Raw genomic sequence first — 26,839 nt, 5'->3', positions numbered from 1 at the left:
CGGTTCTACACCGCCGAAGAACTTCTCCAGTCCGCCCACGTCACAGGAGATCTTGATGCCCAGCCCAAACCGTGACGTTATTCGCGCACAGCTTCGAGCGATGCCCAGCTTCTGCCATTGGCCTCCCGACAGCTGTCGGCCGCCCTTGTAGCCCTTGTTCAGCAGGGTGTCCCAGCCCCGGGGGAGTTCGGTGACGACCTTGTCGGCTCCCGCGTAAGCGGCGGCTTGCTCCAGAGCCTGCTCCTCCAGCGGCTGCTCGGGTCGGCCGATAGTGATGTTCATGCGGCAGGTGAACGGCCACCGGTGAAAGTCCTGGCTGACGATGGCGATCTCGTCCCACAGAAGGGCGCGGTCCAGCTCGCGGGCGTCGGTGCCGTTCCAGCAGATGGTGCCGTCGTCCGGGTGGTAGAGGGCGGCCAGCAGTTTGGAGACGGTGGTCTTGCCGGAGCCGTTCTCGCCGACCAGCGCCACGATCTTGCCCAGGGGAATATCGAGGGTGACGTCCTTCAGCGCGGGTCGGTCTGCCGTGGGGGCCTTCGTGTTCCCTGGTTCGTCGTCGGTGTCGCTGTCTTCGGGGTAGTGGAAGGTGACGTTCTCGAAGCGGATCAGCGCGAGGTCGTCGGGCACGGACGCGCCCCCGACGGGGATCGCTCGGCGGGCTGCTTCCTGGAAGAGGCGTTGGAGGTCTTGGACGTAGCACGCCTGCTCGTAGAGGTTGTTGACCTGGAGGATCAGAGTGGACAGGCTCTGCCCGCCGGTGCGGATGGCCAGGACTGCTGTCCCCGCGACCGACAGCGCCATCAGCCCCGTGGCCAGCAGGGTGCCGAGGGCGATGTAGGTGAGGGCGGCGGCGATGCCGGTCAAGGCGGATGCCGCCAGGCGGACGCGGGCGCGGCTGTCGGCCAGGCGGGACTGCTCGCTCTCGTACGCCTCCGACATGCCCCGGAAGTGGTGGAGCAGGAACGGGCCGACACCGTGGACCCGGATCTCCGGGGCGGGGCCCGTCTGCATCAGGGACTGGCTCAGCAGCCGCCCGGCCCGCGAGTGCTGCATCCACTGCTGGTAGCTGGCGTACCGGGCCCGGGAGTTCCGCAGGGACGCCCACGAGCGGGGAAGGGTCATCAGGACTAGGAGAGGCAGGAGTGCGGGGTGCAGGACGGTGAGGACCCCGGCCGCGGCCACGAACGACACCATCGAGCCGACGACCCCGGTGCAGGAGCTGACCATACGGCGCGCCTCACCGGCGCCGATCTTGGCGCTGTCCATCAGCCGGTTGAACTCAGCGTCCTCGACCGCCGACAGCTCAACCTGGACGACGTGGGTGAGGTACATCTCGGTCGCAACGCGCTCGACCTTCGGCTCCAGCCGCCCCGTGCCCGCCGTGGACGCCGCTGATGCGAGCGCACCGATGACGCCGGTGACAGCGACACCGATCATGGCGGGAATCGCCGCCTGCACACGGTGCTCGATACCACCGGCGGCCAGCACGGTGGCCAGGACCGAGTTGACCGCGACCAGTCCGACGGCCTGACTAACGCCGCGGGCCAGCTCCCCGCCGCCGACCGCCCACATCGCGCGGCGGTCGGCGCGCCAGGCCAGACGTACGGTGAACGCCACCAGGTGGGGCAGCTGAAGGGCCATCGCCCACAGCGACATCCGGAAGTACGCATCCCGGTGATCGGCCCACCGCGCGTCGTACAGCAGCGGCCCGCCGAACAGCAGTCGCTCCGACGCCGACCCTTGTGCGGCGTCCGGCTGCTCGTGCAGGTTCTTCGTCTTCCGCTTCATGCTGTGACTCCCGCGTCGGTGGTGGGCCAGCCGTGGGTGGACAGCAGCGCACCGGAGCAGAACCGGTTCAAGACGGCGGCGGTGTAGGGCACACAGTCGGCCGGCGGCTGGGCAGGGGCGGCCCACACCAGGCCCGAGCACTTGCCTGGCTCCCGGTTGTGCGGCTCCCCGGACCAACGCTGGGCGGTGAAGACGACCCCCAGCCGCGCCTCGCCTTCCGGGGAGCGGTGGTGGATGAGGTGGCAGAACTCCAGGTCGACCGGCGCGATCCTGACCCCGACCTCTTCGTCGGCTTCCCGCAAGGCCCCCGCGGTGACGGTCTCGCCGTCCTCCAGGTGCCCGCCGGGGGGCGCGAGGAGACCCGTGGCGTATACGTTCCCGGCGCGGCGCAGCAGCAGGACGCGGCCGTCGGCGCGGTGCAGCAGGACCATGACGTCGATCACGCTCTTGTATCGGGTCCGGTCGCTCACCCCTGCCTCCCGGCGACGCCGGTGGTGGCCTTCGGTGGCCGGTGTTCGAACAGCAAGGGCACCCTCGTATCGGTCGTGCGGGCAATGCGACGGTGATGCACTACGCCTCCTCGTTGACGCTTGGATCGGACGAGTGATCGGAAAAACGACCCCCGATCGGGCCCGTCACGGCTCTCAGGGGGCGTTTCGTCGTGCGTAAGTTCGGGTCGGTGTCAATCGGCCCGTGATGAACGGGCGAGGGGTGGTGGCGGGCTTGTGCGATTCACCCGGCCGTGGCCGCTCACCCGATTCGGGGGTTGCGTTGCTCCCGGAAACGGCAGGCGACCCGCGCCGACCGGCCACTCCCGGCTAGCGGGCGGGGGCGCTTTGCACCTGGCCGGGTGACGCCCCGGAAGGAGCACTCACCACCCGCCGGCGTCCTGCGGCGCGGCAGAGGGGACGGCCTTCCCGGCCCGGCGGGGTCTCGCGCCCGCGGGCGCCCGTCGCAGCCTTCCGCTGCCGGACCTGGTCGGCTGTAAAGGGGCTTCGCCGGACAGGGCCTGGTGGAGCAGGGCGGGGTCGGTCAGTCCGCCGGGCGGGATGATCCACCGTATGTCCCGGCCGCCGCCGGGCCGGGTCGTCAGGGGGACTTCGACGACCGTGTCCTTGCGCAGCCGTCGCACACCGGGCAGGTTCCATTCCTGCGGATGTCCGGTGTCGATGAGGAAGGTCCACCTGCCGGTGTACACGCTCGCCAGGACGGGGCCGATGCCGGTGCCGAGGCGGTCGAGGACCCGCTGGCCGTCAGCGGCCAGGACCGTGACGGCGTCCCATTCGCGGCCGGACAGGACCCGGCAGACACCGGACAGAGGCGCATGGGGCAGACCGGGCCGGCGGCTGCCGTGCCTCGGCTCGGCGCACGGACTGTACGGGTCGAGCGGTACGTGGGCCCAGGTGGTCAGGGAAGGCGTCATGGTAGCTCCGGCAGGATGCGGTCGAAGGCGTGGAAGAACGGGACCAGGCGGTGCAGTGCTGAGGCGTGGGTAGGCCGCGGGCGGAGGTTCCCGGGCGGGGGTGCGGCGTTCACGGGCGCTGCGGGGCACGTCCGCTCCTCCTGTCCGCCGCTGTGGGGAGCGCGCCTTGGCCGGGTTGGCGGCTGAGTAGGCCGAGTTGCCATCCGCGGCGCACGGCGTGGGCGTGGCTGCGGGCTTGGAGGTTGGTGAGCAGGCGCTGGTGGGCTTCGGTCAGCTCGCGTAGCGGGATCTCTCGTGACTGGCTGACGTGGTCGAGGGCGAATCCGCCGCTGTGTGCCAGCAGCACCAGCCGCTCCAGCAGCGTGAGCGCGGGGCAGGGGTGGTGGTCCGGGTGGGGTGAGGGGAAGCGGGGGTGTCGGTAGGCGGCGTGGACCACAGCGGGATCAGGCACAGCCACCGTCGAGGAAGAGGCGTCGAGGACCCTGCTCGCGGCCATCAGCGCGGATGCCAGCGCGGCTGGGGTGATGCCCATGACCGATGCGGTGTGCTGACGGGTCTCGCCGAGGGCGATCAGCGTGATCGCCACTCGCTGTTCGGCCGTGAGGAATGCCGCTGTTGCGAGCTCCAGGTACTCGGGGTGAGGCACGCGTCCCATGAGCACGGCGTGGAGGTCTCCGGAGGGCAGGTCGCTGAGGGGGGTCATCGGCGGTTGGCCTTCGTGTCGGACCAGTAGAGGCAGGGGGAAGGAGCTGCCCGGTGGGGAGCCTGGCGCTGTCGGCGTTCTGGGCTCAGGCGCGGGGGCGGTCCCGACGAAGAGGAGTGTCGGGGCCTTCCGCGCGCTCAGCGGGCGCGGCGAGGTGAACTTCGACGGGCAGGTGGTCGGACAAGCTCCGGGCGGAGGCCGTGTCGTGGGTGGTGACCCGGGCGACACTTCCCGCGAGGTTCTGGTTGGCCAGAGCGAAGTCCGAGCGGTGATCGAGGAGTTCCTCCTCGCTCCAGTAGCCGGCCGTCCGCTGCGGTTCCTGGCCGAGCAGGTCGTAGGCGTCACGGAACCCGGCGTTCTCCAGGAGGTGGATGGCGCGCCGATCGGACTCCCCGCATGCCCCGGTCGGGGTGAGGTGACAGTGGCGGGAGCGCAGATTGGCCGGGATGCGGTGCCAGTCCGGTTCAGGGTCGCGGGGACCGATGGTGTTGAGGTCACCGAGCAGCACCACCCGCTGGGGGTCGCCCTCGTAGGTGTCGCCGTAGCCGGTCAGCCACTGCGCCTCGGCGTAGCGTTCGGTGCCGCCCAGGAAGCACAGGTGGGTGAAGAGCACGGTCACCGGCTGGTCCCTGATCTCCAGCCGGGCGCGGCCCACCCCGTGGTAGAAAGCCCCGCGGGCGGGGTCGGCGTCGTAGTCGACCACGCGCACGGTCTGCGGGCGGTACAGCAGGGCCAGGTGGTTGCCGCGCCCGCGCCGGGAGAGCACCGGCGGCAAGGGCGCCATGCCGAGCCTGCTCGCCGCCTCCCACAGGCGCCACCATCCGCCCGCGTCCCAGCCCCTCAGTTCCTGGAAGGCGATCACGTCGGCCTGGAGGGCATCGAGGAAGGTCAGTTGGCGCTTGCGGCGCCTTTCGCTGCCGTCGGGGTCGATGCCGCCGGTGCGGATGTTGTAGGTGATCAGCCGGGCCGTGTCGGTGGCGGCCACCCCCAAGGTGGTGTCGGGTGGCGGCACCGCGCGGGGCCCGGCGGCGGCATCCGTGAGGAGGAACCCGGTCAGGTCCTCCGGCGCGGTGCGCTGCTCGGATTCCGGTTGTTGCGTGCTGAGCGAGACCAGCGTCAGGCGCGGGCGCTGACCCTTCGCGGCACCGACGGAGGTGCTGTTCACGAATCTTCCTTCCAGGTTCGGCCCACCACCGGGGCGGGGTGTGAGATCAGTGGGGTGCGGTGTGCTGAGGGAGCGGCCGGTCACGGGCGGGCCGCTCACCTCGGCGCCCGCCGAAAGACCGCAGGGCCCGGTGCGTGGTGCGGCCGGCGGCGCGGGCCAGGACCGTGACAATGGCGAGCCAGCCGCCCCGCGAGACCAGCCACGCCCACGGAAGACCCTTCGGCGCCCGACGGCCCGGCAGATGCGCACCGCAGCTGCGACGCCTGCCCGGGCGGGCGAGGGACGCCCCTTGCCGCCAGGCCCGCGCCCCCACCGACCGGACGGTGAGATGTTCGGGGAGCAGGGACCGGCGCACCACGGCACCGGGGACTACCTGGACGAAGTGCTCTGCCGGCTGCACGGGCACCGGGAAGGCGATGGCGTCGTAGTGCCGGTGGTACCCGGGGCCCGTGTGCCGGGTGTCGACGAGACGGGGGACTTCGTCACCGTTGCGCATGCCGAGGTTGCTGCCGGACAGCTGCCAGGGGTCCCGAAGCTCACACACCACCGTCGGCCAGCAGGTCGGGGCGAAGAGCGCGAGCACGGGCGCGGGAAGGGGGCCGGCGCCGGTGGGCAGGGCGGGCACGACCGGGCCGCCGACGAGGTCAGCCCCGCCGTGCACGAGCGCGGTGACCATGGTCCTGACCCACTCGGGGTCGGGCTGCGCCTCGGGGTCGGTGATCAGGATGAAGTCCCCGGTGGCCATCCGTATGCCCCTGTTGCGGGCCTGCGCCAGACCGGGGCGCCTGTCGTGGGTGATGTGCACGGGCACGGGCCAGGCCGCGAGGCGGCACCGGTCGACCACCGGTTGGTCGTGGTTGTCGACCACGACGAGTTCCACGGCACCCAGGTAGTCCTGACGGGCCAGGGCCCGCAGCAGGGAGGGCAGGTGACCGGCGTTGCCGCGCACGGCGACGACGACGCTCACGGAGTTCCAGGCCACCGGCATCACCGCACCTCAACACTGGTGTCGCCGGCTGTGCGGGTGAACCAGCCGGCCCGCCATGCCAGACGCACGGCGTGCGGCGGGTTATGGGCACCGCCGAGCTGGTGGTAGAGCTGCCGGTTGAAGATCGCCAGCTGCGCCATGCCGATCCCCGTCGTCTCGCTGAGGCGTGTGACGGTGACGCCCTCGGCATGGGCGGTCAGCATCATCGAGGTGTACTCGTCGAGGCCCCGCTCTGGTGCGGGTCCCTCGCGTTGCGGCAGTGGGAAGTCCGGATGTCCGTAGGCGGCGTGCACCACAGCGGACACACGGCTCGCACACTTCAACTCCTTGGACAGGCTCAGGATGGACGAGGCGAAGGTGGTGGGCTGGAGGCGCAGCAGCCGGGCGGATTCTGCCTGTGTCGTACCGAGTCCTGCCAGGGTGATCGCCGCCCGCTGCCGGGGGGTGAACAGCCGTGTGACGCCGAGGGCCTTCAGTTCGCCCTCCGGCAACAGGCCGTTCAGGACCGTCAACGGCCGTGACACGCACATCGGTAACTGCTGCTCATCAAGAGACCCACGCCTGCTGGTCGTGGTGGAAGGGATCACGGGGATGCCTCACAGGATGGAACGGAACGGATGGAAGGGGTTCCGCCCAGTGGTTCGGGCCCCGCACCCAGCGCGGGACTTGGGTCTTCTGGGCGGAAGTCGGAGAAAGTCAGGAGGAAGGAGAGGTGCCCCGGCTAGCGGAGCAGGGCCAGTAGCAGGCCCAGGGCGCCCGCGACAGGCAGCACCACCAGCAACGCGGGCCGATGGCGGCCGCGACGGGCGGGCATCCCTCGATGGCGCCGGTGGCGGGCGTGTCGTCTGCGCCCATATCTCACCGGGTCGGCGCGGCCACCCGCGCGCGTGGAGGGCGGTGCCTCGGTCATGAGCGGCGGAAGCGGTTCCTCGGCCGGGAGCGGCTGGTCGGCACGAAGTGCCGCGCTCAGGCGCTTCAGCGTCCCGGTGTCCACCACGCACTGGTTTGCCAGAGCGGCCTGGAACGCCGCACGCTCACCGTCAGCTGTACTCGTGCCACCCGCCGCGTCTTCGGGGAACGTCACCGGACCTCCCCGTCGCCGCGCGCGGACAGGTAGGCCCAGGTGGTCCGGTGACCGTCCGGCCAGGTGCGCCAGCCCCACCGGCCCAGCTCCTCCACCAGGGCCAGCCCGCGGCCTCCCTCGCACACCCCGTCCTCATCGCCACGATCACGCGCCGCAGGGATGCTGGTACCGCCGCCGTCCTCCACCTCGATCAGCACCGCACCACCGCCCTCGGCGACCTGGAGACCGATCTCCTCCCCGCCGACGGGGGCGGCGTGGCGGAGCGCATTGGCCAACAGCTCGCCCGCGAACAGCTCGGCGCGGAAGAGCACTTCCTCGTTGACGCCCCACTGGGCAAGGGTCTGCTTCACCGCCCGGCGGGCATCGCTGACCGCACTGGCCCGCGGCGCCACGCCCATCGTCTGAAGGCGCTGCGCATGCACCTGGGGCCGCTTGCGCAGCGCGGGGACCGTCCCAGGGGCAGGGGCAGTCTGCGCGGGGCGGGGGGCGGTCATGCCGCACCGCCCGCGGCCAGATTCCTGGGGGCGAAGCCGGGCGGTAAGTCGACGCGTGGGGAGCCCAGGGCCCGGTAGTAACGGCGCTCGCCCCGGTGGGCGGTATGGGTGTGCAGCCACCGGTGGTTGTCGAGGAGGTAGCCCTGGCCGGCTCGCAGGGTGAGCATCTGCTGGTGCCGCACGGCGCCCACCCGCACGGCGTGCAGGTGCAGCCGTGCCAGCGGATGCCAGCGCACGAACTCGTCCTGCCGGAAGCGCACCGACACCCTGCCGCCATCATGCTGGGCGAAGGCCGGGGCGAAGGTGCCACCGCTCCGCCCGAAGAAGGCGGCCCGCGGGTTCGACAGCGCGGCCACCGCCTCCGGGCAGTCCTCGATCTCCGCGTACAGGGAACGGCCATCGACCAGCAGGCTGTGCCCGCCTTGAGGGGCGGGCTCGGTGCACACCAGCAGCATCAGCCGGGGCGGGGTGACGCGAGCCGAGCCCTCGGTGTGCAGAGACAGGACCAAGCTGCTCTGGCCACTGAACCTGGGCCACCGCAGGTGCTGGCCGGTGTCGTCGATTGCCGTGAGCCCGTCCGGACCGCTGTCCCGCTGCCGCTGGACGTCCATGACCTGACGGGCGAAGGCCAGTACGTCGGCACGGGTGGTCAGCCCGCCCAGGGTGACCAGACCGGTCTCGCGCAGCCGGGCGGTCACCCTGTTCACCTCTCCGGGTTGCTCCAGGTCCACGAGGTGGGCGGCAAAGGGATCCGCCCGGGGCCCGAACTTCCCTGCCTGCTCAGGTGCGTTCACCGGGTACTCCCTCGGGGCAAAGTCGTTATTGGGTACGTTGAGCGAACCGCGAAAGGCACCGGGCGGGTATGACGTCAAGGGCTGGAGTGCGGCTAAAGCTGCTAAAGATCGTTTTCCAGGCAGGGGCGGGCTGTGGCGCGCACACGAAACGGCCAACTGGCGGCCGTCATCGCAGAAACCGGCTGGTCGCAGACCCAGGTCGCGGCGCGCTTCGTCCGAGTGGCCGCCCAAGCCGGCGCCGACCACCTCACCCACGTCACCCGCTCCCACGTCTCGCAGTGGGTTCTGGGGTCGCAGCCTGAAGGGCAGGCGGGCCCTATCTTGTGCGAGACGCTGTCGCGAGGGCTCAGACGCACGGTCACGCCATCCGAGATCGGTCTTCGGCCATCGGAGACCTACGTGCCAACCGCTCCCCAGTGGGGCGTCGACACACGGACGGTGCTGCGGGACCTCGGGAGCAGTGACTTGGACATCAACCGCCGACAAGCCCTGACCAACACGGCCTACTCGCTGGCCGGCCTCGTCCTGCCCGGACCGTCCTGGTGGGACGAGGCCCCCAAGCGGGCCAGTAGCCGCCCGCCGGCCTCCCAGCGCGTGATCGGCAGCGCCGACGTCGAGGCCATCCGGGAGATGACGGCCTTCTTCTCCCGCCGCGACCAGCGACGCGGCGGCGCAGACGGGCGCCCCGCCGTCGTCGCCCACCTGCGCTCCAGCGTCGCCGACGCCCTCAACGCCACCTTCCCCAGCGAACACCTGCGGCGCGAGCTGTTCTCCGCGGCCGGAGAGCTGGCCTACCTCAGTGGGTGGATGGCCTTCGACGCCTCCCAGCACTCCACCGCCCAGGCGTACTTCACCCTCGCCGTGCGCCTGGCCGCCGAAGCCGACGACCCGCCACTGGCCGGACATATCCTGCGCGCCATGGCCCACCAGGCCGTCGACCTCGGCCACCCCCGGCAAGCACTCGACCTCGCCGAAGCCTCCCTCCACCGCAACCGCTACCGCCTCGCCACCCCCCGCGAAAAGGCCCTCCTCGGGGTCGTCCACGCCCGCGCCCTGGCCGCCGCCGGCCAAAGCCAGGACGCCGCGGCCGCCCTGCTGCGCGCTGAGAATGACCTTGGCTCCGCAAGCGAGGGCATCGAGGAGCCCGGCCGGACCTTCTTCTTCTCGGAAGCGTCCCTGGCCCACGAGACCGCCTGTGCCCTGCGCGACCTGGGCGACCTGAAGGGAGCCCAGCAGCAGTTCAAGCGCAGCGTGCGCACCCGAAAAGCGGAAACCTTCAGCCGCACGCACGCCGTCACCCTGGGCTACCTCGGAGCCGTCCAGGCCCGGCAAGGCAACGTCGAGGCCGCCTGCGCGACCTGGTCCAGGGCCCTGGACGCGATGGACGGCGTCCAGTCCGGCCGCGCCCGCGACACCGTGGTCACCATGCGCAGCGTCCTCTCGCCCTTCCGCCACCGGGGCATCGCCGCCGTCAACGAGCTGGATACCCGGGTCCGACGGATCTTGGACGCAGTAGTCTGACGCGGCCATGAGGAGCGCGGACTCCCAAGACCGGGCCCGCGCTCCCCACAGCGTCCAGCGGAAGAGGGGAACGTGATGACCGAATCGATCACTGTCGAGCCTGTCGCAACCGTCGTGGGCGGACGAGTCGAGCCCACCGACGACTACTGGGGCGGCACCCAGTCGATCATCCGGATCGACCCCAACCGGTTCCCCGCCGACAGCGTTCAGGGCCTGGAGGAGTTCTCCCACCTCGTCGTCGTGTACCGCTTCCACCTGATCGACCCGTCCGAGGTGCACCTCGGGGCGCGGAGCCCCAGGAACAACCCCGACTGGCCGGCCACCGGGACGTTCGTCCACCGGAACATGAAGAGGCCCAACCGCCTCGGCATCTCCTTCCCGCGACTCCTCAAAGTCGACGGCCTCGACCTGCACGTGACCGACCTGGATGCCATCGACGGCACCCCGGTCATCGACATCGCCCCGTGGTTCGACGAATTCGGACCGCGCGGCAAGATCAGCCAACCAGCGTGGCCCACACAAATGCTGGAGAACTACTGGTCGCCCCCAGTCGAGAGCTGAACGGCGTAACCCACTCGGACCCTCGGTGGTGGCCCACTCCGCCATACCGCCCTGCGGGCCATTTGACCGTCGGCTCCCGCGAACCGCTGCGAGCACTCTGCGGAAGGACACTCCGTGACCTATTCCCCGCCGACCTGGCCCGTCTCCGCCAAGGGCGTCGCCCTGGACTCCCAGGGCCGCGTCTTGCTGCTCCATAACGAACGTAATGAGTGGGAGCTTCCGGGCGGCCGGCTCGAATCCGGTGACCCCGGCCCGGAGGCCACCGTCGAGCGGGAGATCGCGGAAGAGACCGGATGGCAGGTCACCGCCGGGCCCCTGCTCGACGTATGGATCTACGAACCGATCCCCGGCCGCCGCATCGTGATCATCACCTACGGCTGCACCGTCCACACCCCGGAGCGCACGCCCGTCCTCAGCCACGAGCACGAGAAGGTCGGGCTGTTCACCCCGAAGCAGGTGCAAGGGCTGCCCATGCCCGACGGCTACAAGAAGTCCATCGCCACCTGGCACCCGCACCCGAGCCGACTCGCGGCGTACGACCGAACCTGACCCCCGCCCACGGCCACCGTTTCCCAGGCGCAGCTCTTTACGCGCGGCCACCCCGAAGCAGGACGATCCCCGGCCCCAGCCGTTGCCGAGGCCGCCGGGGAACCGGCGGAAACCGGTGCCGCGGCGCCTGGTCACCTGGAGCGGCTTCGTCAGGAGATGGCCGCCTGATCTGCCCATGCTGAGCCTCGCTCTACTGGTGTGCTGGATGCCTAGCGGGGAGACAGAAGCGCCTGCGCACTCCGGACCTTGATCCGAAGGCGGTACGGCGAGTGGTCAGGGTCTCCCGGGGGCGCCTACGTAGCCATCTCGTAGCGGGTATCACTTGGGACCTCTATCGAGGCCCCGGAATCACGGGGGTGTCACTCGGGCACTACTTCCGCCAAATGCGTTGTACAGCAGCCAGTTTCGGGGAAAGTGGCAGGTGACGGAGACGCGGTCGGCGCCTTGAAGGCGGGCCGAGCGAGGAATGGAGATGGCATGGCCGGGCCGAACGTTGCTGGGAGACCTGGTCGAGCAGCGCACGCAGACATTCCCGGTGTTCGTCCAGGACTACCGACGCGCCGCCCGCGAGGTGGCGGTACTGCGCAGAGACCCCGCCATTGCCGTGGCGACCATCGCGGAGATCACGTTCCGCCGCTGGACCAGCGGCAGAATGCGTCACGTTCCCAGACCGCCCGCGCCGTGGATTCTGGAGCACATGTACGGGCACCCGGTCCGTGACTTATTCCAGCCCGCTGCCGCTGCTCCTCCGTCTGCCGTTGCTGTACTTGCGCTCAACGAAAGCGAACTCGCCATGACCGCTCGGGACGCTGCCGCGCACGCGGGAGACGCCGCATCCCTTACGGTGCCGGATATAACACTCGACCAACTCCGCGACGACATCACCGCCCTTGCCCGCGGATACTTCAACACTTCCCCCGTGGAGGTGCAGCGCCGAGGGACTGAGCTATTGCTCATCGCCCAGAAGATGCTGGAGCGAACCCAGGTGCCGCGCCAGAGGGAACGGCTATATCTGGGAGCCGGCCAGGCCGCCGCACTGCTCTCTGCGGTCTCCTTCGACCTCGGAGCCATCGCGCCGGCCGTCCAACTCGCCCGCACATCCGTCCTCTACGGACAGATCATCGAACACGGCCCGCTCCAGGCATACGCCCACGGCGCCCTGGCGTTCCTCGCCTTCTGGGACGGACGCCCCGCAGAAGCGGTACAGCTGGTGCACGCCGCACAGCGGCACGGCGGACTCGGCGACACAGCAAACGTGCGCCTGGCCGTGATCGAAGCCCGCGCCTACGCCCACCTCGGCGACCATGACCAGGCCGTGCGCGCCATACGGGATGCGACGGAGCAGAGCACCGGGGCCCGGGACGACCTCCACGACGACATCGGCGGCGAATTCGGCTTCCCCGCCGAACGCGTCGCCATGAGCAACGCCACCACCTACCTCCTGCTACACGACCCCACCGGCGCGGAGCACGCCGCCACCCAAGCCCTCGACCTTCTCCACACCCGCCCCGACGACAACCGGCCCCTGCTCATCTCCGCGCAGGCGGCCACCGACATGGCGCGCGCCCGCCTGCTGCGTCGGGAACTCGACGGCGCCAGCGAGGCACTGGAGCCCGTGTTCCAGGTGCCGATCGAATGGCGGGGCGCGGGCATGCTCGAGCGCATCAGCGCGGCCCGCGCCCAGCTCACCCACCCTGACTTACGCGACACCGCCCAGGCCCGGGCCCTGGGCGAGCGGATCGAGGACTTCACCTCGGTAGCGACCTCCCGTCCTCTCGGCGGGTCAGGGCGCCTGGCGATCGAGGGCTGAGGACGACTCGTGGGCGAGCACCTTCAAGATCGCTGTCTCCTTCTCAGGAGAGATCCCGTGCTCGTCCCACCGGGGGTGCTGGACGGGCAAGCCGCCCCGGTGCAACCAGGCCCACGTGGCCTCGACCGTCTCAGCCAGCGGCCGACAGACCAGACCGGCCGTCTGGGCTCGCGAAGAGTCGATGTTCCAGACCCCGGCGTGGGTGCGCCACAGCGGCAGCTCTGTCCATTGCTCGACGCCATGCCGGAGCAGCAGTTCGTCAGGGGCCCAGGCCAGCTGGCCGGAGCTGCCGGTCACGGACAGGCACGCCTCCAGGAAGTCGCCCATGGTCTCGCGACCGATCGGAGCCACGACGTTATACGCCCCGCCCCCACTGGCTACCGCCTGGTCCAGAGCAAAGACTGCGACGTCCCGGACGTCGACAGGCTGAATGCTCTGGGTCGGACGCCCGGGGGCGAGGATCTGGCCGCCCCGCTCGGCCCGGCGCAGCCACCACGGCAGGCGCCCGACGTACTCACCGGGGCCCAAGATCACCCCAGGGCGCAGGACTGCCACCCGCTCAGGCCCGAATGCCTCGGCGGCAGCGCGTTCGGCCCCGGCCTTCTGTCGTCCGTAGTACCAGTCGGGGCCGTCCCACCCTTCCGGCAACCGGCCGTAATCGGAATCCGCCTCCGGTGGCCCGTCGAGCAGCTCGGAGTCCTCGGTCAGCGGCTCGTCGGGCCAGCCCCGGTAGGCGTTGACCGTCGAGACGTAGACGTACTGTCCCGCCACCCGTTCAAGGGCGCGAGCGCCAGCATGAACATCGCGGGGCGCCAACGCCGACGAGGAGGTGTCGACCACCGCGTCCCACGGGCCTTCCTCGGCCAGACGGGCAAGATCAGCTTCTGCCGTCCGGTCCCCGCGCACAGCGTGGACACCAGTCAGGTCCACGCCCGACTGGCCGCGGTTGAACGTCGATACCTCCCATCCACGGTGCAGCGCCTCCTGAGCAACCGTGCGCCCCAAGAACCAAGTTCCGCCCAGAACGAGAATTCGCATGCCGTGATCCTGCCCGCGCAGGGGCAGCCCGCGCCAGCGGACCGGGCCGCGAAGAGGCATCGACTCGTTGACGGGCACTGTCCCGGTGCCGACTGGCCCGGTCTGCCGCGCGGTCCACCGCACGTCAGGCCGGGGCTCCTCTCCGCGGTGCCGGACAGGCCCCTTCAGCCGTGCAACCCCGCCTAGAAAGGGCGGGTCGTCGATCAGGCCGGAGGTACATCATGCCCAAGCACGGTGACGGCAAAGACGGCGAGGAAGGCGACAAGAAACAGCGAGGTGCAGGGCGCCCTATGCCCAACCGCACCATCATGACGGCCATCGCGCCCGCGGATCTCCCCGCGCCTGCCGACCGTCTTGCCGCCGGACCGGACATGCTGTTCGCCTACGGCACCCTGCAATTCGCGGACGTCCTCCAGGCCCTTCTTGGCCGAATACCCGCCAGCACACCCACGAGCGCCCAAGGGTGGCGCGCCGCCGCACTTGCGAACCGTGTCTACCCCGGTCTGGTTCGTTCCAGCTCAGCCGCATCCGGTCTGCTGCTGGAAGACCTCACCCCGGAAGAATGGGGGGCACTCGATGACTTCGAGGACGACCGCTATGACCTCCAGCGGCTCCCTCTCGAGGATGGCCGCTACGGATGGGCGTACGTGTGGCCCGCGGACGACGTACTTGCCGAAGCCTGGAACGCCAGCACCTTCGCTGCCGAACACCTCGCCGCCTACGCTGCACGGTGTGCCGGGATCGCCGCCCGGCGAACCGCTAGGGCCCACTGACCGAGCTACAACTGCCACTACCTGCGGGGAGTCTGACCAATCCGGTGCCGTCTTACCCGGAGTGCTCCCTGGTTCTATCGTGTGGCCGCACCAATCCGACCGAAGGGAGCACCGGCGATGGGAAAGCACGGGGACGGCAAGGACGGCGAGGACGGGGACAAGAACCAGTCCAACAAGGAGAAGGACGGTCAGTGGAACAAGCCGGTGACCGACCCTCCGAAGAAGAAGTGAGGCGCATGTGAGCTCACCGGAACGGCTCTTGGAGATCCTCGCCAACAAGGGCGTGGTTCTCCCGGAGTGGAAGGACGCCGTGGCCTCGGTCCGGCGCGAGCTCTTCGTGCCGGACACCATCGAGGTCGACGACCGGCCGCTCTCGCGGAGCGAACGCCCTCAGCGGTGGCTGATCGTGGTCTACGGCGACCTGCCGATCGTCACCCAGATCAACGACGGAAAGGACCTGGGGGCGGGCGCGTACCGGTTGCCGACGTCCTCTTCTTCCATGCCGTCGGTCATGCTGGAGATGCTTGCGCTGGCGGACGTGCAGGAGGGCCACCGGGTCATGGACGCCGGCGCCGGTACGGGGTACAACCTGGCCTGGCTCTCGCACCGGCTCGGCTCCAAGAACGTCTTCGGCATGGACACCGACCCCGTGCTCGTGGAGCAGGCGATCAAGAACCTGCGGGCAGCCGGGTACAGCCCGCAGGTCATCTGCGGCGACGCCGAGAAGGGGCACCCGGACAGCGCCCCGTACGACCGGTGGCTCGCGACGTTCACCGTCCCCGAGATCCCGTACGCCTGGGTCGAGCAGGCCCCGGCCGGCCGCATTGTCGCCCCGTGGGGCGGGAGCTACCACTCCTACTCGTTCGCTGTCCTCGACACCCGGGACGGCATCGCCGAGGGTCGGTTTGCGGGCTACCCGGCCTTCATGCGCACGCGCACCAACCGCCCTCCTCGCGGGTACCTGCGCGACTTCCTCCACCACCGCGACGAGGTCACCCGCAGCAAGACCGCCCTCTCGCCCCGGGACCTGGAAACCGAGTACGAGGCGCGGTTCTTCATCGGCCTCTCCCTCCCCGACGCCTGGTCCCTGATGGCAGAAGCGGACGACGGCAGCGACGAAGCCACCCTGTGGATCCTCGCTGATGACCAGAACTCCTGGGCGTCGGTGGACTACGTGCCCGGGCACGACATCTTCGCCGTCGAGCAGTACGGGCCCCGGGGACTGTGGGACGAGGTCGAAGCGGCATTCCGGCTCTGGGAGGACCGCGGCCGGCCAGAACGCGACCGGGCCGGTCTGACCGTCACCTCCGAAGGACAGCACGTCTGGCTCGACACTCCGGACAACATCATCAGCTGAAGCCCAGCTCGACAGCGCCGGCTCCTCTCGGGCTCCCCCTTCGAGGGCGAGTCGGCGCCGCCCTACGCCGGACGGGACCCGACCTCACTCGGTCAGGTCGTCGCCTGACAGCGGCCACCAGGAATTCCCCACGGACGGCCAGTTACGGATGTAACGGTCGGTGACCGCTGTCAGCCGGACGTCGTCAGCCGTGGGCTCGTGGCAGGCTGTCCGGTTGGCGCTCTCCGGCTCCGCGCAGTGCATCGTCGGCCTGGGCCGACAAGGCGGTGACAAGGTCGGCTGCGGCGAATGCCGGAACTCCTTCCCCCGCCACACAGCCGGGCTGCCACCTCGGATCGGTGGCAGCCCGGCCCGGGTGCTACCAGGCGATCACCATCAGGCCGGCACCGCCGTTGGCACCGGTACCGCCGTCGGCTCCGCCGAACCCGGTGTAACCTTCGGTGCTTCCGCCGCTCCCGCCGTCTCCGCCCTTGCCGCCCATGCCGCCCTTTCCACCGTCCCCGGTACCGACCGGGACGGTGTAAGTGAGCCCGCCGGGGAGGTTGAGCTTGCCGGGGCCCTGCCGGGTTCCTCCGTCACCGGGCAATCCGTAGCCACCGAGGTAGCCCGCACCTCCACCGCCACCGGGGATGATGCTGCCGCCCCTGGCATCGCGGCCGTTCTGTCCGCCCCTGCCCGCGGCGCCTGAACCGCCGTTGCTGAGGGTGCCGCCCTCGCACCAGGGGAATCCCGCGTCGCTGCCCTGGCCTCCGGAGCCGGCCTGGCCGGTCTGGCCGCCCTTGGCCCCGTTCTCGGTGCCGCCGCCACCGCCGCCCGTGCCGGAGGCGCCGCCGCCTCCCGACCCGCCGTCCGCGACTCCGAGGAGTACACCCCGCTCGTTCGTGATCGCGGTGCCGCCGCCGAGCTCGCCCTGCGCCCCGGCGCCGCCTCCCGACCCGTCCCAGCCGTTTCCGCCGAGCCAGTAGCCGCCCTTCCCGCCTCCACCGCCACTGCCCCCCGAGCCACCGGTGCCTGCCGGCGCTACCTTGAGCTGGAAGCTGGAGTCGTCGGACTTGATGGTGCACGAGGAGAACGACCCGGCCCCGCCGCCTCCGCCGCCCCCGCCGCTGGCGCCGCCCGCACCGCCCGCACCGCTGGAGGAGCCGCCCCCGACTCCGCTGCCGGGCTTGCCGCCTTCGCTGCCTCCGCCGCCTCCGCCGCCGGCGGCGCCTCCGCCGCCTCCGCCCCCACCCCACATAAACACGGTGAACGAGTCCACACCGTCCGGGGCCTGCCACTCGTCGTTCTCGGTGAAGACCTTGAAACCGTGGTCGAGTACCGATCGATGTGCAGGAGCGGCCACGGCGGCCGTGGCCGTCATAGTGGTAGTGGAGGCGAGGAGGGACAGGGCCACTGCGGTCAGGACACCACCGCGTGCCGACCGGCAGATCTTCTGAATATGTGACATGAACGCCATGGTCGAGCCCGTCCGTGCCCAACGATCCGATTCGGGACCCCGTTCACCCAAAGTGCCGAAGAGCACCCGATGCCTTGACCTAGCGGCCAAGCCTCCACGTTGCCCGCGTCGTCGTACCGCTCGCTCAGACGCGGTACTTCACGCTGATGCGCGCTGTTTGGGGATGAGGAGTCAGCACGCCATTTGCTGTCCGGCCCCAATAGCGTCGGAGGCAAGCACTACATCCCAAAGGGGGGGCCATGGACACGCAGGGACGGAAGGGCTCGGGCGCAGAGAGCGCCGGAGGCATGGTCGCGCTACTGGCCGCACTGATCAGGACGGCCCCCGGCGCCCTGGCCGACAAGCCGCTGGAGGAAATCACCTGGGGCGACGTCCAGCAGTGGGAGTCAAGGGGGACGAGCACGTTTCCCCATCCGGAGACCGCTGCACGGCGGCCCATTTACCTGCCGGCCGACGCAGCACACAGGCTTCACGAGTTGGAACAGCGGCCGAGCCGCCGCCGGCCCCTCTTCGCCACGCCGCTGTACAACGCCAATGTGCCAGTAGAAGAGGTCTGGCGATCACTCACAGAACGCTAGGAGGGAACCCCTCCCTCATGACGAAGGCCCCCTCACCGGGCGTGTGATGAGGGGGCCTGTCGGGTTACTCGACCGCTGTAAGCGGCGGTGCCGCAGACGGTACCGCCGCAGCCTTCGTCTTGCCGTCCTCAACGCGCTGGACGACCTCACCGGTCCCCAGAACGGCCGCAGCCAGCCCCAGGATCAGGGCCTGCGGCAGGTCGTCGACGTAGTGGGCGACGAGCGCGATGGCCGCCGCCGCGATGGCGTACAGGCGGGTGCTGTTCGCGTGAATGAGCGTTCCCATGGTTCTTCCTCAGCTTCCGTAGGCGAGCTTGTGGAGCAGGTCCCAGCCACGGCGGCCGATCGCCGGGTCGTAGGACTGGCCGGTCGTGTAAAGACCGTGCTTGCGGTTGAAGGCAGCCACGGCCTTCTGCGTGGCCGGGCCATAGGTGTCCGAGGCGGGAATCGACGGGTCGAGCCAGCCGGCCCGCTTCAGGGCTTCCTGAAGCGGCTTCGCCGACGGGTTGCTCCGGCCCGGGGCGAGGCCCGCGGGGAACGGCGGCGGCGTGTACGACGACGAGCCGCCGGAGGAACCACCGGCGGAACCGCCATCGGACACCGGGCCGGACGGCTTGCCCTTCAGGCGGGCTGTGATCCGGCGACGCATGTCGCCCATCTCGAAGCCCTCGGGGTCGATCTTGGTGTTCGTCCACTCCTTGTGGCCGATCACGCTGCCCGCACCCCACTCATGGGCCCGGCAGATCGCCGCCGACGCCCGCTCGATCGCATCGAGCTGCGCCTTGGGCCACGGGTCCTCACCGTCGCCCAGGTTGACGCACTCGAAACCGTAGAAATGGACATTGCCGTCGGTGTCGTTGGCCTCCGGGTCCGGCAGGGACTCCTCGGCGATCACCGCCCGCAGCACGTCACCGTCACCACGCCCAGCGTGGTTCGCGCGACCGTTGCCGACCAGGTAGACCGTGCCGTCCTTATCGATCACCCCGTGGCACAGCGGCCCCGGAAGCTCCGAGTACCCGTTCTCGCAGATGCTGATCGACGCGTTCGTGCCCGTCGTCACCGTGTGATGCACGATGATCCCGTTCACCGGGCCCCACGGGCCCTTGCTGTTGCGGTTGTGCGTCCGCCAGCCCGGACGCTCCACAACGTGGACGCCCTCCTCGCGAAGGGCCGCGACCAGACGGTCGGGATTCAGTGGTGTCGCCACCAGGCGCTCTCAAACTCCCCGCACCCAAACTCATGTGCTTCTTCGCCCCCACGGCGCATCCCCTCGACCGCGGGCGTCAGGAAGCGGCGCCCTTCGACGCCAGCCACAGCTGCACCACCATCACCAGCAACGGCGCCACGAACGAACTCAATACCAGTCGGCGCGTCGCCGCCGCCTGCGTCTGATCCTCGCTCCGCTGCTGCCCGGCACGCTCAACCATCTGCTCATGATCCCCACGCAGATGCGACAACCCCGCCTCAACCTGGCTGATGCGCTGCTCCACCGCCCGCTGATCAGCCCGGTACACGTCCTCCGTAACCACCTGATCCAAACGGGCCGCAAGCCGTGCGATGTCGCCGCGCAGATCCTCGCGCAGCTGAGACACCACGCGGTGCAGCTCCCACAACGTGGGCTCAGCGGCGCTCGGCGGCACAGACACCGCAATCCTCCCGGCACCCCGCGCCTCAAGAAGATCGTACGGGAGCCAAGAACGGCGCCGAGGAAGAGCAAGCGGCCCTCTCGACCGGCTCTCCCCGATCCTGCGGACATCGGCACACAACGAGATACAGATGAACAGGTGCTTCGAAGCGAAAGGAACGTTTCCTTATGTGCCCGTTTCCGGCCCGGAACGCGCACCGGCATCCCGAGGCATAGGCAAGGGCCCCGTACGCAAGACGGGCACGGCGCTGCCTGCACCCCACGCGCCTCAGCTGGCCGTCAGGACTCCACGCGCAACCGCCACCCTCCCGAAACCGACGTGTACTGCTTTACCTCGGGGCTGTCGCCAGCATGGGAGGCGTATCCCCTGGTAGGGCGTGGACCCTCCCGAACCCGACATGAACTAATTTGCCTCGGGGTTGCCCGCCGAACTGGGTGCATACCCCTGGAGGGGTGTGCAACGCTGTGTGGGTCAAGTTAAAAGCGTCACGGCCGCCAAGTTGGGATGTGACACCAGCGCCGCCAACGACGAGCGGCCACAGCAGGAGCAGAGCCCCGCTCAGGCAGAGCGTGAGCCTCGCCCCGACAGCCCGCAGGCCATCGGAGCGAAGCCGTCATCGGGCGGCCCCAGATCCACCGACCCCCGGCTACGATCCGGGGGTCGGTGCTATCGCGCCATCCAGTTGCCTAAGATCGGCATCACGAACGCCGCGATCACTACCAGGGCCTGGTGACGGCGCTCGATCCCGTCCAAGACCACTTTGGCCCCATCCGAGATCTTGCCCAGCCACTCCCGCACGCGCTGAAACACAGCCATCGCCCCTCTCTCGACCCCGGGCGGTCAGGCCCGAGCCCCAGGCATGGTGCCCGGGGGGCACCTGATGAGGGATCGCTATGCACAGCAACGCGATGCTACGGCAAACTCAAGGGCTAGCAGGCGAGTTGTGGATATCTCGTCCTCGCTGTGGACGACGGCGTCGCGCGGTCGGCCGAGGGCCATACCCCGCGCACTGCTCGCCGCCTCCCTCACCTGCTTCGGATCACGGCGGGCCGCACGCGCTGAGTCACGCCCGGAGTCTGTCTCAGCCCCGAGTGTCAGTGGGCGACAGTACGGTGGTGCCATCAACCCAAGTGCTGGCTGCGCTCGCCACTGCCCCCGTGTCCCAATGACACGGGGGCAGCTGGGTTCTCGGGCCTCCTACAGCCTCACCGACCGCTGACACCGCACGCATCCAGCCATGGTCCATGCACCACCTCAGATCCCCGCCGCTAGGCGACGCTGACCCACTACCGTGGCGGCTAACGCGAAGACGACCGCGAGGGGGACTCTGGTGCGCATCGTGGTGATGTCGCAGAACCTAGGCCGAGGCGGCTGGAAGCACAGCGACGGCACCATTGAGGACAGGTGGCCGCACCTCGCCGCGAACATCAACAGCATCCGCCCGGACATCCTTCTCGGGCAGGAAGCCGAGGGCTGGGCAGCGGACGGGCACGCGCGCCTCACCCGCGCCGAACGGGATCTCGACATGGACGGCAGCCTCACCCCCAGCCCTACCGGCCTCGGACCCGTCACCTTGTACCGGCGCGAGACCCTGGGCCGGCGCACCTACCTCAACCACGACTTCTCCGCCCACGAGACCCACCACGGCTTCGAGACCGTCGGATGGACCCTGCCCTGCCTACCAGCGCCCCTCACCGCGGGCAGCGTGCATCTCAACCCCTACGACCCCGTCCGGGCCGCGAGCGAGGTCTCCTTCATCGGCAGCCGCGTCCTGCGCCCCGGCGGCGGATACGCCATCCTCGGCGGCGACTTCAACTACCCGCCGATCGACGGGCCCGAGCCGGCCTACGACCGGATGCTGCCGTACAACCGAGGATCACGACTCAAGGTCCCCGACGCCCCTGCGAACCCAGGCCCGCCCGAGCCCGACCGCTCCGTAGCCCGACGTATCGCCGCCAAGGGCTTCGTGGACGTCGCCTGGCACCTGTACGAGCAGACCGGCAGCAAGGCGCTGCTCCAGCGCACCGGCAACGATGACCGGATCGACTGGATCCTCGTGAGCTACGCCCTCGTGCCGTGCATCATCGACTACGGCGTCGTCTCCGGCGGCTCCGACCACAACGGCATCTGGGCCGAGCTCGACCTGGCCAAGGCGAAGGCCGACGACGTGTGGAGCTACCGATGATCAAACGCGGGTACCGCGAGCCAGAACCGATCGAAGGCCCGCCCGAGGGCTACCCGACCGACGACCAGTGGCAGATCGCTGTTGATCGGATCGTCATCGAACGCTGGGACGCCGAGGCTGCCGCCCGCAACCAAGAGGTTGCTGACGACCTCTGGGGCAACGTCGACTCCTACGTCGACGAGACTGGCCTTGAGCTACTGCCGTGCCCGATGTGCGGCAACACCGAGAGCCTGATCGTCCGAGGAGCCTGGGACGACCCGATCACCGTCCACTGCCCGTGTGGCGGCACCATGACTACCCACCTCGAGCGCACCGAATTCCCTGGCAATGACTGGGGGCGCAACCTCCTCAAGCGCCTCATCCTCACCACCGCGGACCCCTCCTATGAAGCTCGTCGGCTCCTGCGCCGCGTCACCGAGCACCACGACCAGGAACGGAAGAACCGGGCACAGCCCTGGTACAAGGGGCCCTACCAGGAAGACGTGGTGATCGCCGCCGCCGTCGACCTGGACGGAACCGACCTCGGCGCCTCCCTCACACAGGCCCTCCAGCCGAAGCTGCCCAAACGGCACGGTGGCCGGCCGCTGGACCTCCTCCTCGTCAGCGTCGCCCTCGCTCTGGCCTTCTCGCAGGTGAGGGACAGCAATGATGGTCGTCGGCTCCAGAGCGCCGTGAAGGACCTGCTGAATGTGATTCGCACGGAAGGCGCAGCACACGGGCCCGTCTAGTCACTTGCTTTTGAATCTGGACTTTGCCGCCCTGCTGCCGGAGCCCACGACGGTCGTTGACCTGGATCACGGAAGGGGGGCGCTGGTGCACACGTGCCCCGGTTGCACGTAGCCCAAGAGCAAGGCACCCTGCCTGACGATCGGCTCCCTTTCCGTGACCGGTAGTACGTAGCGCGTCACGACGGTTGGGAGATGCGTGACACGGATGCCCTCTCCTAGTCAGCGCCCCACTGCACGACCACGTATCCGTCGGCGCCGCTCTTGCCGTCGTTCCGCTCGTTGCCTCCGGGGCCGCCCGCGCCGCCGTTGCCCGCGTCCTTCCTCACGGGCCCTGGCAGGCCGGAGCTGTAGCCACGCGCACCGGCGTCGCCAGCAGCATGGTTGCGGGCGCCGCCGCCGTTCCGGCCGTCCGCGCCCCTCCCCTGTGAGCGAAGCCCTTTTTGGTTCGGAGCGTCGCATCCCTGCTTGCCGCCCCCTCCACCGTGGCCGCCGATCGTGCCGGACCTGTCGCCGTGACCTGCCGCGCCACCGCTACCACCGTAGGCGGATTTGGCGCCTTTGCCCCCGCTTCCACCGGGCCGTGCGCCGACACCGCTCTGAAACCCGCCGCCCCCGCCGCCGCCTCCACCGCCGCCCGCGAATCCGAGCAGGCTGGCGTCCGAGGTGAAGACCGCCGAATCTCCACCTCCGCCTCCGCCGCCAGCGCCTCCGCCGTCATTCTGGTTGCCCGGGCTGCCCTGGGTCCCCCCATAGCCCGCCGAACCGCCTGTTCCCCGCTCTTGGCGGCCCTGGACGCCCTTGGGGCCGCCTCCGCTACCGCCTCCGACCCGCACACCGATCGTCGACCCAGGCGGCATGCCCGTGACAGTGCACTTCACGATGGCGCCTCCTCCGCCCCCGCCGCCGCCTCCACCGGTGGCGTACTGCGCGGAGTACCAGCCCCCGCCACCCCCGCCGCCTCCGGCACCGACCAGGAAGAAGGTGAACCCGGTCACGTCGGCGGGCAACTTGAGCTCGTAGTAACCCGGTTTGTCGTAGATCTGAGAAGCGGCCTGCGCCGGCGTGATGCTGAGTCCGCTGGCCAGCAGGGCCGCCGCGATCGCCGCTAGGGCTCTCCGCCGCTGCGACTTCACAATGATGCCCCCATCCGTGGGTGTCACGTGCGTTCTCATGATTACTCCGACTCTGTGACGAAAAGCCAAGCTTGAGGTCCTATCACCCGAAGGGGTGTCATCGCTCCACGAAACCTTTTCGCTGACAGACCAGACGTATCGACTCCTCAGGCCAGGCCCCCGCAACTGCTCGCCCCGTTGCCGAGCCGCACGGCATGATGCCCACGAGCCACAGGCAGCACTGGAGGGCAGGCGTGGGTGCCTTTAAGGACTCGAAGCACCAAGTCCTAGCCGCCCTGCGCGGTGGTCAGGACCTGCATCAGCACGGCTGGGCCACCGACACGTCCGGCATCGATCTCAAGGCCGTAGGCCACCTTCGGAAGATCGGCCTCTACGAGGTGGGCGACGCCGACCCCCTCAGCCAGCTACATCCCGACCCGCCGCACTGGGCAACCCGACTGCCCTAGGGCGTGTCCGGGGGGTCGCACGTGACCAGGCCAGCATTCGCATCTTTCCAGTCGGTGCGGGGCGTGGCGACCTGTCGGATTAGGAGTGGGCTCGGCTGGAGCGGCACTTGCCGAAGAACGTGGGGCGAGGCGGGCGTTGGAAGAGTCATCGCAGGGTGGTCAACGGTTCGGAAGTCACGGCTCACAGGGCTCCACCGCCCCATATTCCGAGGAGAGACCGCTGTCGCTCGCGTCAGCGCGCTCGGGGCTCCGTCTGTACGCCCCTGCCCGAGGGGCGCAATTGACATGCCTCCCGACGCATACTCATGCCGCTCGGACTGATAGGCACTCAGCGACTGGAGATACGGCATGAGAGTTCTGCACACGATCCGGCACGGCAGGATCACACCGAGGCTGGGGATCAGGACAGCCCGCCGCACCCCCAACGATGGCGTCATCCGGCGCATCCGCACCATACCGGTCCTTGCCGGGGCCTTCGCTCTGGCCTCGGGGATGACCGTCTTCGCCCCCACCACCGCACAGGCGGCCGTGGCATGCAACGAGACGGCGCTGATCAACGCCATCAGCACCGCCAACTCCGCCGGTGGGGGCACCGTGGTCCTGACAAAGGACTGTACGTACACCCTCACCACGTCCCACGGCAGCGACACCGACGGGCCGGACGGACTGCCGATCATCACCACCGCCATCACCCTGTCCGGCAACAACAACATCATCACCCGCTCCACGGCCGTGGGCACCCTCCCCTTCCGCATCGCCAAGGTCGCCTCCACCGGCAACTTCACCCTCAAGGGGAACATCACCCTCAGCAACGGCCTCGCCGGAACTGACGGCGGCGGCATCCTCAACGACGGCACGGTCACCCTCACCAACAGCGCCCTCACCGGCAACACCGCCCTGGGCAAAGGCGGCGGCCTGTCCAACACCGACATCAGCGCCCCCGCCACCGGAGCAACGGCGACGTTCACCGGCAGCATCGTGTCCGACAACACCGCCACTGGCAGGGGCGGCGGCATCTACAACGGCCTCCGAAGCACGCTGACGACCACCAGCAGCTTCGTCAACGGGACGAACACCGGGTCGCAGGGCGGCGGCATCGCCGCCATCGAATCCACCGCGACCACACTGACCAGCACCCCGGTCAGCACCAACCACGCCACCCTCAATGCTGGCGGCGTCTACCGCGTGGGCGGCACGATGACGGTCACCAGCTCCCCGATCTCCGGAAACACCCCCAACAACTGCACCGGCAGCTCCCCCGCAGTCCCCAGCTGCACCGGCTGACCACACAACCACCAGCCCTCACCAACGGGTAAGGGAACCGGCCGGGCCGCCCGCGACCCCCTGCGGGCGGCCGGCTCCCTTGTGTCCGACATGACCTGACATCGCGCGGCTAAGGCGTACGCACGTGTGGCTGGCCACGGTCCACTGGGCCCGGCTCGCCGCCGCCATCACCTTCACGAGTTTCGTCGCCCTCTTCCCGCTGATCACGGTGGGTGCGGCAATCGGCGCCAAGCTCGCTGAGCGAGGAGCAGCTTGGGAAACTCCAGGACGAGATTGCCAGCCAGGCGCCGGGCCTTTCCCTGACCACACCGGCCAGCTGCGTGATCCCGTCGATCAGGGGACGGGACCGCGCAGCTGCGCTGTTACTACGGGATGTCCGGCGACTCATGAGCGGAGCCAGAGCCGGATCGCTGCGGCTGTGACCGTTCCCTGGAAGACGTAGGCGCGCTTGTCGAATCGCGTCGCTACGGCGCGGAAACCCTTGAGGGCGTTCACGGTGCGTTCGACTTCGTTCCTGCGTGCGTACCGGTCCCGGTTGAAGCTGGTGGGTCTGCCGCCCGCACTGCCACGGCGTCGGCGGTGGGCCTGCTGGTCTCTGCGCTCGGGGATGGTGTGCCGGATCTGCCGCCGCCGCAGGTAACGCTGGTTCCGGCGGGAGCTGTACGCCTTATCCCCGCAGAGGTGGTCCGGGCGCGTCCGGGGGTGTCCACCGGCCGGTCGCGGAACGCGGTTGCGGTCCAGGACCGGGATCAGCTGAGGAGCATCGCCCCACTGCCCCGGTGTGATCAGGACAGCCAGCGGTCGGCAGCCTCCGTCGCTCGCCAGGTGGATCTTCGTTGTGAGCCCGCCGTGTGAACGGCCGATTGCCTCATCGTCTCGATGCCAGGCAGGAGAACGGCGCCGTCCTGGTATCCGTGCTGGCCGGTGCCGGGCCCCAGCGGCCTGCTGGTGGACACGGCAGACTGTGGAGTCCACGCTCACCACGCTCCAGTCGATCCGGCCCTCCGCGTCAGCGTCGGCCTGGACGGCCCTCAGCACCTTCGCCCACGTACCGTTCGCTGACCACCTGCGATGTCTGTCGTGGCAGGTCTTCCACTTCCCGCACCGTGAGGGAAGGTCACGCTATGGGATCCTGGTCCGCTGCCGGAAGAGGATCCCGTTGATGACCATGCGGTGGTCCTTCCAGCGCCCGCCCCGTCCCACGTTCTTCGGAAGGTACGGCTCCAGCCGCCCCCACTCGCCGTCTGAAAGATCACCCCGTCCCACACCGAGCGGAACGAGACGCCGGCGTGATGGTCATGCGACCCGCCGGACAGTCCCTAGGAGGCAGTTCCT

At 69.6% G+C, this 26,839-nt stretch carries 27 protein-coding genes and 2 pseudogenes; 12 read left to right on the top strand and 17 right to left on the bottom strand.

What is annotated here, in order from left to right:
- The 10 genes from ACZ53N_RS27550 to ACZ53N_RS27505 all read right to left on the bottom strand — a co-directional run.
- Positions 1 to 1,788: ATP-binding cassette domain-containing protein (locus ACZ53N_RS27550; protein ID WP_469143501.1), on the bottom strand; the 1,788-nt coding region annotated here is incomplete at its 3' end.
- Positions 1,785 to 2,258, bottom strand: coding sequence for an NUDIX hydrolase (locus tag ACZ53N_RS27545; RefSeq protein ID WP_469143500.1), 474 nt, complete (start codon positions 2,256 to 2,258; stop codon positions 1,785 to 1,787). The genes ACZ53N_RS27545 and ACZ53N_RS27550, both read right to left, overlap by 4 nt.
- Positions 2,259 to 2,659: 401 nt before the next feature.
- Positions 2,660 to 3,211, bottom strand: a complete 552-nt coding sequence (locus ACZ53N_RS27540) for a hypothetical protein (protein WP_469143499.1) — start codon at positions 3,209 to 3,211, stop codon at positions 2,660 to 2,662.
- A gap of 109 nt (positions 3,212 to 3,320) precedes the next feature.
- Complete coding sequence (locus ACZ53N_RS27535; protein ID WP_469143498.1) at positions 3,321 to 3,914, bottom strand: hypothetical protein; 594 nt, start codon at positions 3,912 to 3,914, stop codon at positions 3,321 to 3,323.
- 85 nt (positions 3,915 to 3,999) lie between these two features.
- Positions 4,000 to 5,079, bottom strand: a complete 1,080-nt coding sequence (locus tag ACZ53N_RS27530) for an endonuclease/exonuclease/phosphatase family protein (RefSeq protein WP_469143497.1) — start codon at positions 5,077 to 5,079, stop codon at positions 4,000 to 4,002.
- Positions 5,080 to 5,125: 46 nt separating this feature from the next.
- Positions 5,126 to 6,067, bottom strand: coding sequence for a glycosyltransferase family 2 protein (locus tag ACZ53N_RS27525; RefSeq protein ID WP_469143496.1), 942 nt, complete (start codon positions 6,065 to 6,067; stop codon positions 5,126 to 5,128).
- Complete coding sequence (locus ACZ53N_RS27520; RefSeq protein ID WP_469143495.1) at positions 6,067 to 6,597, bottom strand: hypothetical protein; 531 nt, start codon at positions 6,595 to 6,597, stop codon at positions 6,067 to 6,069. Before ACZ53N_RS27520 ends, ACZ53N_RS27525 begins: the two co-directional genes overlap by 1 nt.
- Before the next feature lie 191 nt (positions 6,598 to 6,788).
- On the bottom strand, positions 6,789 to 7,151 hold the full coding sequence (locus ACZ53N_RS27515; protein ID WP_469143494.1) for a hypothetical protein: 363 nt from the start codon (positions 7,149 to 7,151) through the stop codon (positions 6,789 to 6,791).
- Positions 7,148 to 7,645 carry an ATP-binding protein gene (locus tag ACZ53N_RS27510; RefSeq protein WP_469143493.1) on the bottom strand — a complete coding sequence of 166 codons (498 nt, stop codon included), beginning with the start codon at positions 7,643 to 7,645 and terminating at the stop codon, positions 7,148 to 7,150. The genes ACZ53N_RS27515 and ACZ53N_RS27510 overlap by 4 nt, the downstream gene beginning before the upstream one ends.
- Complete coding sequence (locus ACZ53N_RS27505; protein WP_469143492.1) at positions 7,642 to 8,439, bottom strand: TauD/TfdA family dioxygenase; 798 nt, start codon at positions 8,437 to 8,439, stop codon at positions 7,642 to 7,644. Before ACZ53N_RS27505 ends, ACZ53N_RS27510 begins: the two co-directional genes overlap by 4 nt.
- 399 nt (positions 8,440 to 8,838) lie before the next feature.
- Between ACZ53N_RS27505 and ACZ53N_RS27500 the strand changes: the two genes are divergently transcribed.
- From ACZ53N_RS27500 to ACZ53N_RS27485, 4 genes are all read left to right on the top strand, one after another.
- Positions 8,839 to 9,960, top strand: coding sequence for a Tat pathway signal protein (locus tag ACZ53N_RS27500; protein WP_469143491.1), 1,122 nt, complete (start codon positions 8,839 to 8,841; stop codon positions 9,958 to 9,960).
- 75 nt (positions 9,961 to 10,035) lie between these two features.
- On the top strand, positions 10,036 to 10,521 hold the full coding sequence (locus tag ACZ53N_RS27495; RefSeq protein ID WP_469143490.1) for an SAM-dependent methyltransferase: 486 nt from the start codon (positions 10,036 to 10,038) through the stop codon (positions 10,519 to 10,521).
- A 114-nt stretch (positions 10,522 to 10,635) separates the two neighbouring features.
- Positions 10,636 to 11,070, top strand: a complete 435-nt coding sequence (locus ACZ53N_RS27490; protein WP_469143489.1) for an NUDIX hydrolase — start codon at positions 10,636 to 10,638, stop codon at positions 11,068 to 11,070.
- A gap of 472 nt (positions 11,071 to 11,542) precedes the next feature.
- Entirely contained in the window at positions 11,543 to 12,880 is a 1,338-nt protein-coding gene (locus tag ACZ53N_RS27485) for a hypothetical protein (protein WP_469143488.1), read from the top strand.
- Here ACZ53N_RS27485 and ACZ53N_RS27480 read toward each other — a convergent pair.
- Positions 12,854 to 14,041: an NAD-dependent epimerase/dehydratase family protein gene (locus tag ACZ53N_RS27480; RefSeq protein WP_469143487.1), complete on the bottom strand. Its 1,188-nt coding sequence runs from the start codon at positions 14,039 to 14,041 to the stop codon at positions 12,854 to 12,856. The genes ACZ53N_RS27485 and ACZ53N_RS27480 overlap by 27 nt on opposite strands.
- Positions 14,042 to 14,139: 98 nt before the next feature.
- Here ACZ53N_RS27480 and ACZ53N_RS27475 point away from each other — a divergent pair, with 98 nt between their 5' ends.
- The gene (locus tag ACZ53N_RS27475; RefSeq protein WP_469143486.1) at positions 14,140 to 14,691 is read left to right on the top strand and encodes a gamma-glutamylcyclotransferase family protein; all 552 of its coding nucleotides are present in this window, start codon (positions 14,140 to 14,142) and stop codon (positions 14,689 to 14,691) included.
- A gap of 238 nt (positions 14,692 to 14,929) precedes the next feature.
- Positions 14,930 to 16,048 (top strand): methyltransferase domain-containing protein, encoded by a 1,119-nt coding sequence (locus tag ACZ53N_RS27470; protein ID WP_469143485.1) that lies wholly within the window; start codon positions 14,930 to 14,932, stop codon positions 16,046 to 16,048.
- A 358-nt stretch (positions 16,049 to 16,406) separates the two neighbouring features.
- Here ACZ53N_RS27470 and ACZ53N_RS27465 read toward each other — a convergent pair whose 3' ends face one another.
- Positions 16,407 to 17,495, bottom strand: coding sequence for a hypothetical protein (locus tag ACZ53N_RS27465; RefSeq protein ID WP_469143484.1), 1,089 nt, complete (start codon positions 17,493 to 17,495; stop codon positions 16,407 to 16,409).
- Between the two features lie 248 nt (positions 17,496 to 17,743).
- Here ACZ53N_RS27465 and ACZ53N_RS27460 point away from each other — a divergent pair, with 248 nt between their 5' ends.
- On the top strand, positions 17,744 to 18,082 hold the full coding sequence (locus ACZ53N_RS27460) for a hypothetical protein (protein ID WP_469143483.1): 339 nt from the start codon (positions 17,744 to 17,746) through the stop codon (positions 18,080 to 18,082).
- 64 nt (positions 18,083 to 18,146) lie between these two features.
- Here ACZ53N_RS27460 and ACZ53N_RS27455 read toward each other — a convergent pair whose 3' ends face one another.
- The 4 genes from ACZ53N_RS27455 to ACZ53N_RS27440 form a co-directional block, all read right to left on the bottom strand.
- Positions 18,147 to 18,368, bottom strand: a complete 222-nt coding sequence (locus ACZ53N_RS27455) for a hypothetical protein (RefSeq protein WP_469143482.1) — start codon at positions 18,366 to 18,368, stop codon at positions 18,147 to 18,149.
- A 9-nt stretch (positions 18,369 to 18,377) separates the two neighbouring features.
- Positions 18,378 to 19,289: a peptidoglycan recognition protein family protein gene (locus ACZ53N_RS27450; RefSeq protein ID WP_469143481.1), complete on the bottom strand. Its 912-nt coding sequence runs from the start codon at positions 19,287 to 19,289 to the stop codon at positions 18,378 to 18,380.
- Positions 19,290 to 19,365: 76 nt separating this feature from the next.
- Complete coding sequence (locus tag ACZ53N_RS27445) at positions 19,366 to 19,728, bottom strand: hypothetical protein (RefSeq protein WP_469143480.1); 363 nt, start codon at positions 19,726 to 19,728, stop codon at positions 19,366 to 19,368.
- A gap of 666 nt (positions 19,729 to 20,394) precedes the next feature.
- Positions 20,395 to 20,544 (bottom strand): hypothetical protein, encoded by a 150-nt coding sequence (locus tag ACZ53N_RS27440; protein WP_469143479.1) that lies wholly within the window; start codon positions 20,542 to 20,544, stop codon positions 20,395 to 20,397.
- Between the two features lie 529 nt (positions 20,545 to 21,073).
- On the opposite strand from ACZ53N_RS27440, the gene ACZ53N_RS27435 reads away from it, so the two are divergent.
- The 5 genes and pseudogenes from ACZ53N_RS27435 to ACZ53N_RS27415 form a co-directional block, all read left to right on the top strand.
- Entirely contained in the window at positions 21,074 to 21,913 is an 840-nt protein-coding gene (locus ACZ53N_RS27435) for an endonuclease/exonuclease/phosphatase family protein (RefSeq protein ID WP_469143478.1), read from the top strand.
- The gene (locus ACZ53N_RS27430; protein ID WP_469143477.1) at positions 21,910 to 22,641 is read left to right on the top strand and encodes a hypothetical protein; all 732 of its coding nucleotides are present in this window, start codon (positions 21,910 to 21,912) and stop codon (positions 22,639 to 22,641) included. The genes ACZ53N_RS27435 and ACZ53N_RS27430 overlap by 4 nt, the downstream gene beginning before the upstream one ends.
- 1,366 nt (positions 22,642 to 24,007) lie before the next feature.
- Positions 24,008 to 24,220, top strand: a complete 213-nt coding sequence (locus ACZ53N_RS27425; protein ID WP_469143476.1) for a hypothetical protein — start codon at positions 24,008 to 24,010, stop codon at positions 24,218 to 24,220.
- Positions 24,221 to 24,568: 348 nt separating this feature from the next.
- A complete protein-coding gene (locus ACZ53N_RS27420) occupies positions 24,569 to 25,504 on the top strand; it encodes a right-handed parallel beta-helix repeat-containing protein (RefSeq protein WP_469143475.1) in 936 nt (311 codons plus the stop codon).
- Between the two features lie 100 nt (positions 25,505 to 25,604).
- A pseudogene (locus ACZ53N_RS27415) lies at positions 25,605 to 25,803 on the top strand (YihY/virulence factor BrkB family protein); the annotation flags it as partial.
- Between the two features lie 85 nt (positions 25,804 to 25,888).
- Here the strand turns inward: ACZ53N_RS27415 and ACZ53N_RS27410 are convergent.
- Positions 25,889 to 26,770: pseudogene (locus ACZ53N_RS27410) on the bottom strand (IS5 family transposase).
- Positions 26,771 to 26,839 lie beyond the last annotated feature (69 nt).

The organism is Streptomyces sp. NPDC033229, from assembly GCF_055576875.1.
Note: the sequence above shows the minus strand (reverse complement) of the source record. Positions and strands in the feature narration are given on the sequence as shown.

Excerpts from the sequence above, each read along its gene's own strand:
- ACZ53N_RS27540 (WP_469143499.1), bottom strand. The coding sequence starts at position 3,211 with ATGACGCCTTCCCTGACCACCTGGGCCCACGTACCGCTCGACCCGTAC.
- ACZ53N_RS27535 (WP_469143498.1), bottom strand. The coding sequence starts at position 3,914 with ATGACCCCCCTCAGCGACCTGCCCTCCGGAGACCTCCACGCCGTGCTC.
- ACZ53N_RS27525 (WP_469143496.1), bottom strand. The coding sequence starts at position 6,067 with ATGCCGGTGGCCTGGAACTCCGTGAGCGTCGTCGTCGCCGTGCGCGGC.
- ACZ53N_RS27520 (WP_469143495.1), bottom strand. The coding sequence starts at position 6,597 with ATGTGCGTGTCACGGCCGTTGACGGTCCTGAACGGCCTGTTGCCGGAG.
- ACZ53N_RS27510 (WP_469143493.1), bottom strand. The coding sequence starts at position 7,645 with ATGACCGCCCCCCGCCCCGCGCAGACTGCCCCTGCCCCTGGGACGGTC.
- ACZ53N_RS27495 (WP_469143490.1), top strand. The coding sequence starts at position 10,036 with ATGACCGAATCGATCACTGTCGAGCCTGTCGCAACCGTCGTGGGCGGA.
- ACZ53N_RS27485 (WP_469143488.1), top strand. The coding sequence starts at position 11,543 with ATGGCATGGCCGGGCCGAACGTTGCTGGGAGACCTGGTCGAGCAGCGC.
- ACZ53N_RS27475 (WP_469143486.1), top strand. The coding sequence starts at position 14,140 with ATGCCCAAGCACGGTGACGGCAAAGACGGCGAGGAAGGCGACAAGAAA.
- ACZ53N_RS27465 (WP_469143484.1), bottom strand. The coding sequence starts at position 17,495 with ATGTCACATATTCAGAAGATCTGCCGGTCGGCACGCGGTGGTGTCCTG.
- ACZ53N_RS27460 (WP_469143483.1), top strand. The coding sequence starts at position 17,744 with ATGGACACGCAGGGACGGAAGGGCTCGGGCGCAGAGAGCGCCGGAGGC.
- ACZ53N_RS27455 (WP_469143482.1), bottom strand. The coding sequence starts at position 18,368 with ATGGGAACGCTCATTCACGCGAACAGCACCCGCCTGTACGCCATCGCG.
- ACZ53N_RS27440 (WP_469143479.1), bottom strand. The coding sequence starts at position 20,544 with ATGGCTGTGTTTCAGCGCGTGCGGGAGTGGCTGGGCAAGATCTCGGAT.
- ACZ53N_RS27435 (WP_469143478.1), top strand. The coding sequence starts at position 21,074 with ATGTCGCAGAACCTAGGCCGAGGCGGCTGGAAGCACAGCGACGGCACC.
- ACZ53N_RS27430 (WP_469143477.1), top strand. The coding sequence starts at position 21,910 with ATGATCAAACGCGGGTACCGCGAGCCAGAACCGATCGAAGGCCCGCCC.
- ACZ53N_RS27420 (WP_469143475.1), top strand. The coding sequence starts at position 24,569 with ATGAGAGTTCTGCACACGATCCGGCACGGCAGGATCACACCGAGGCTG.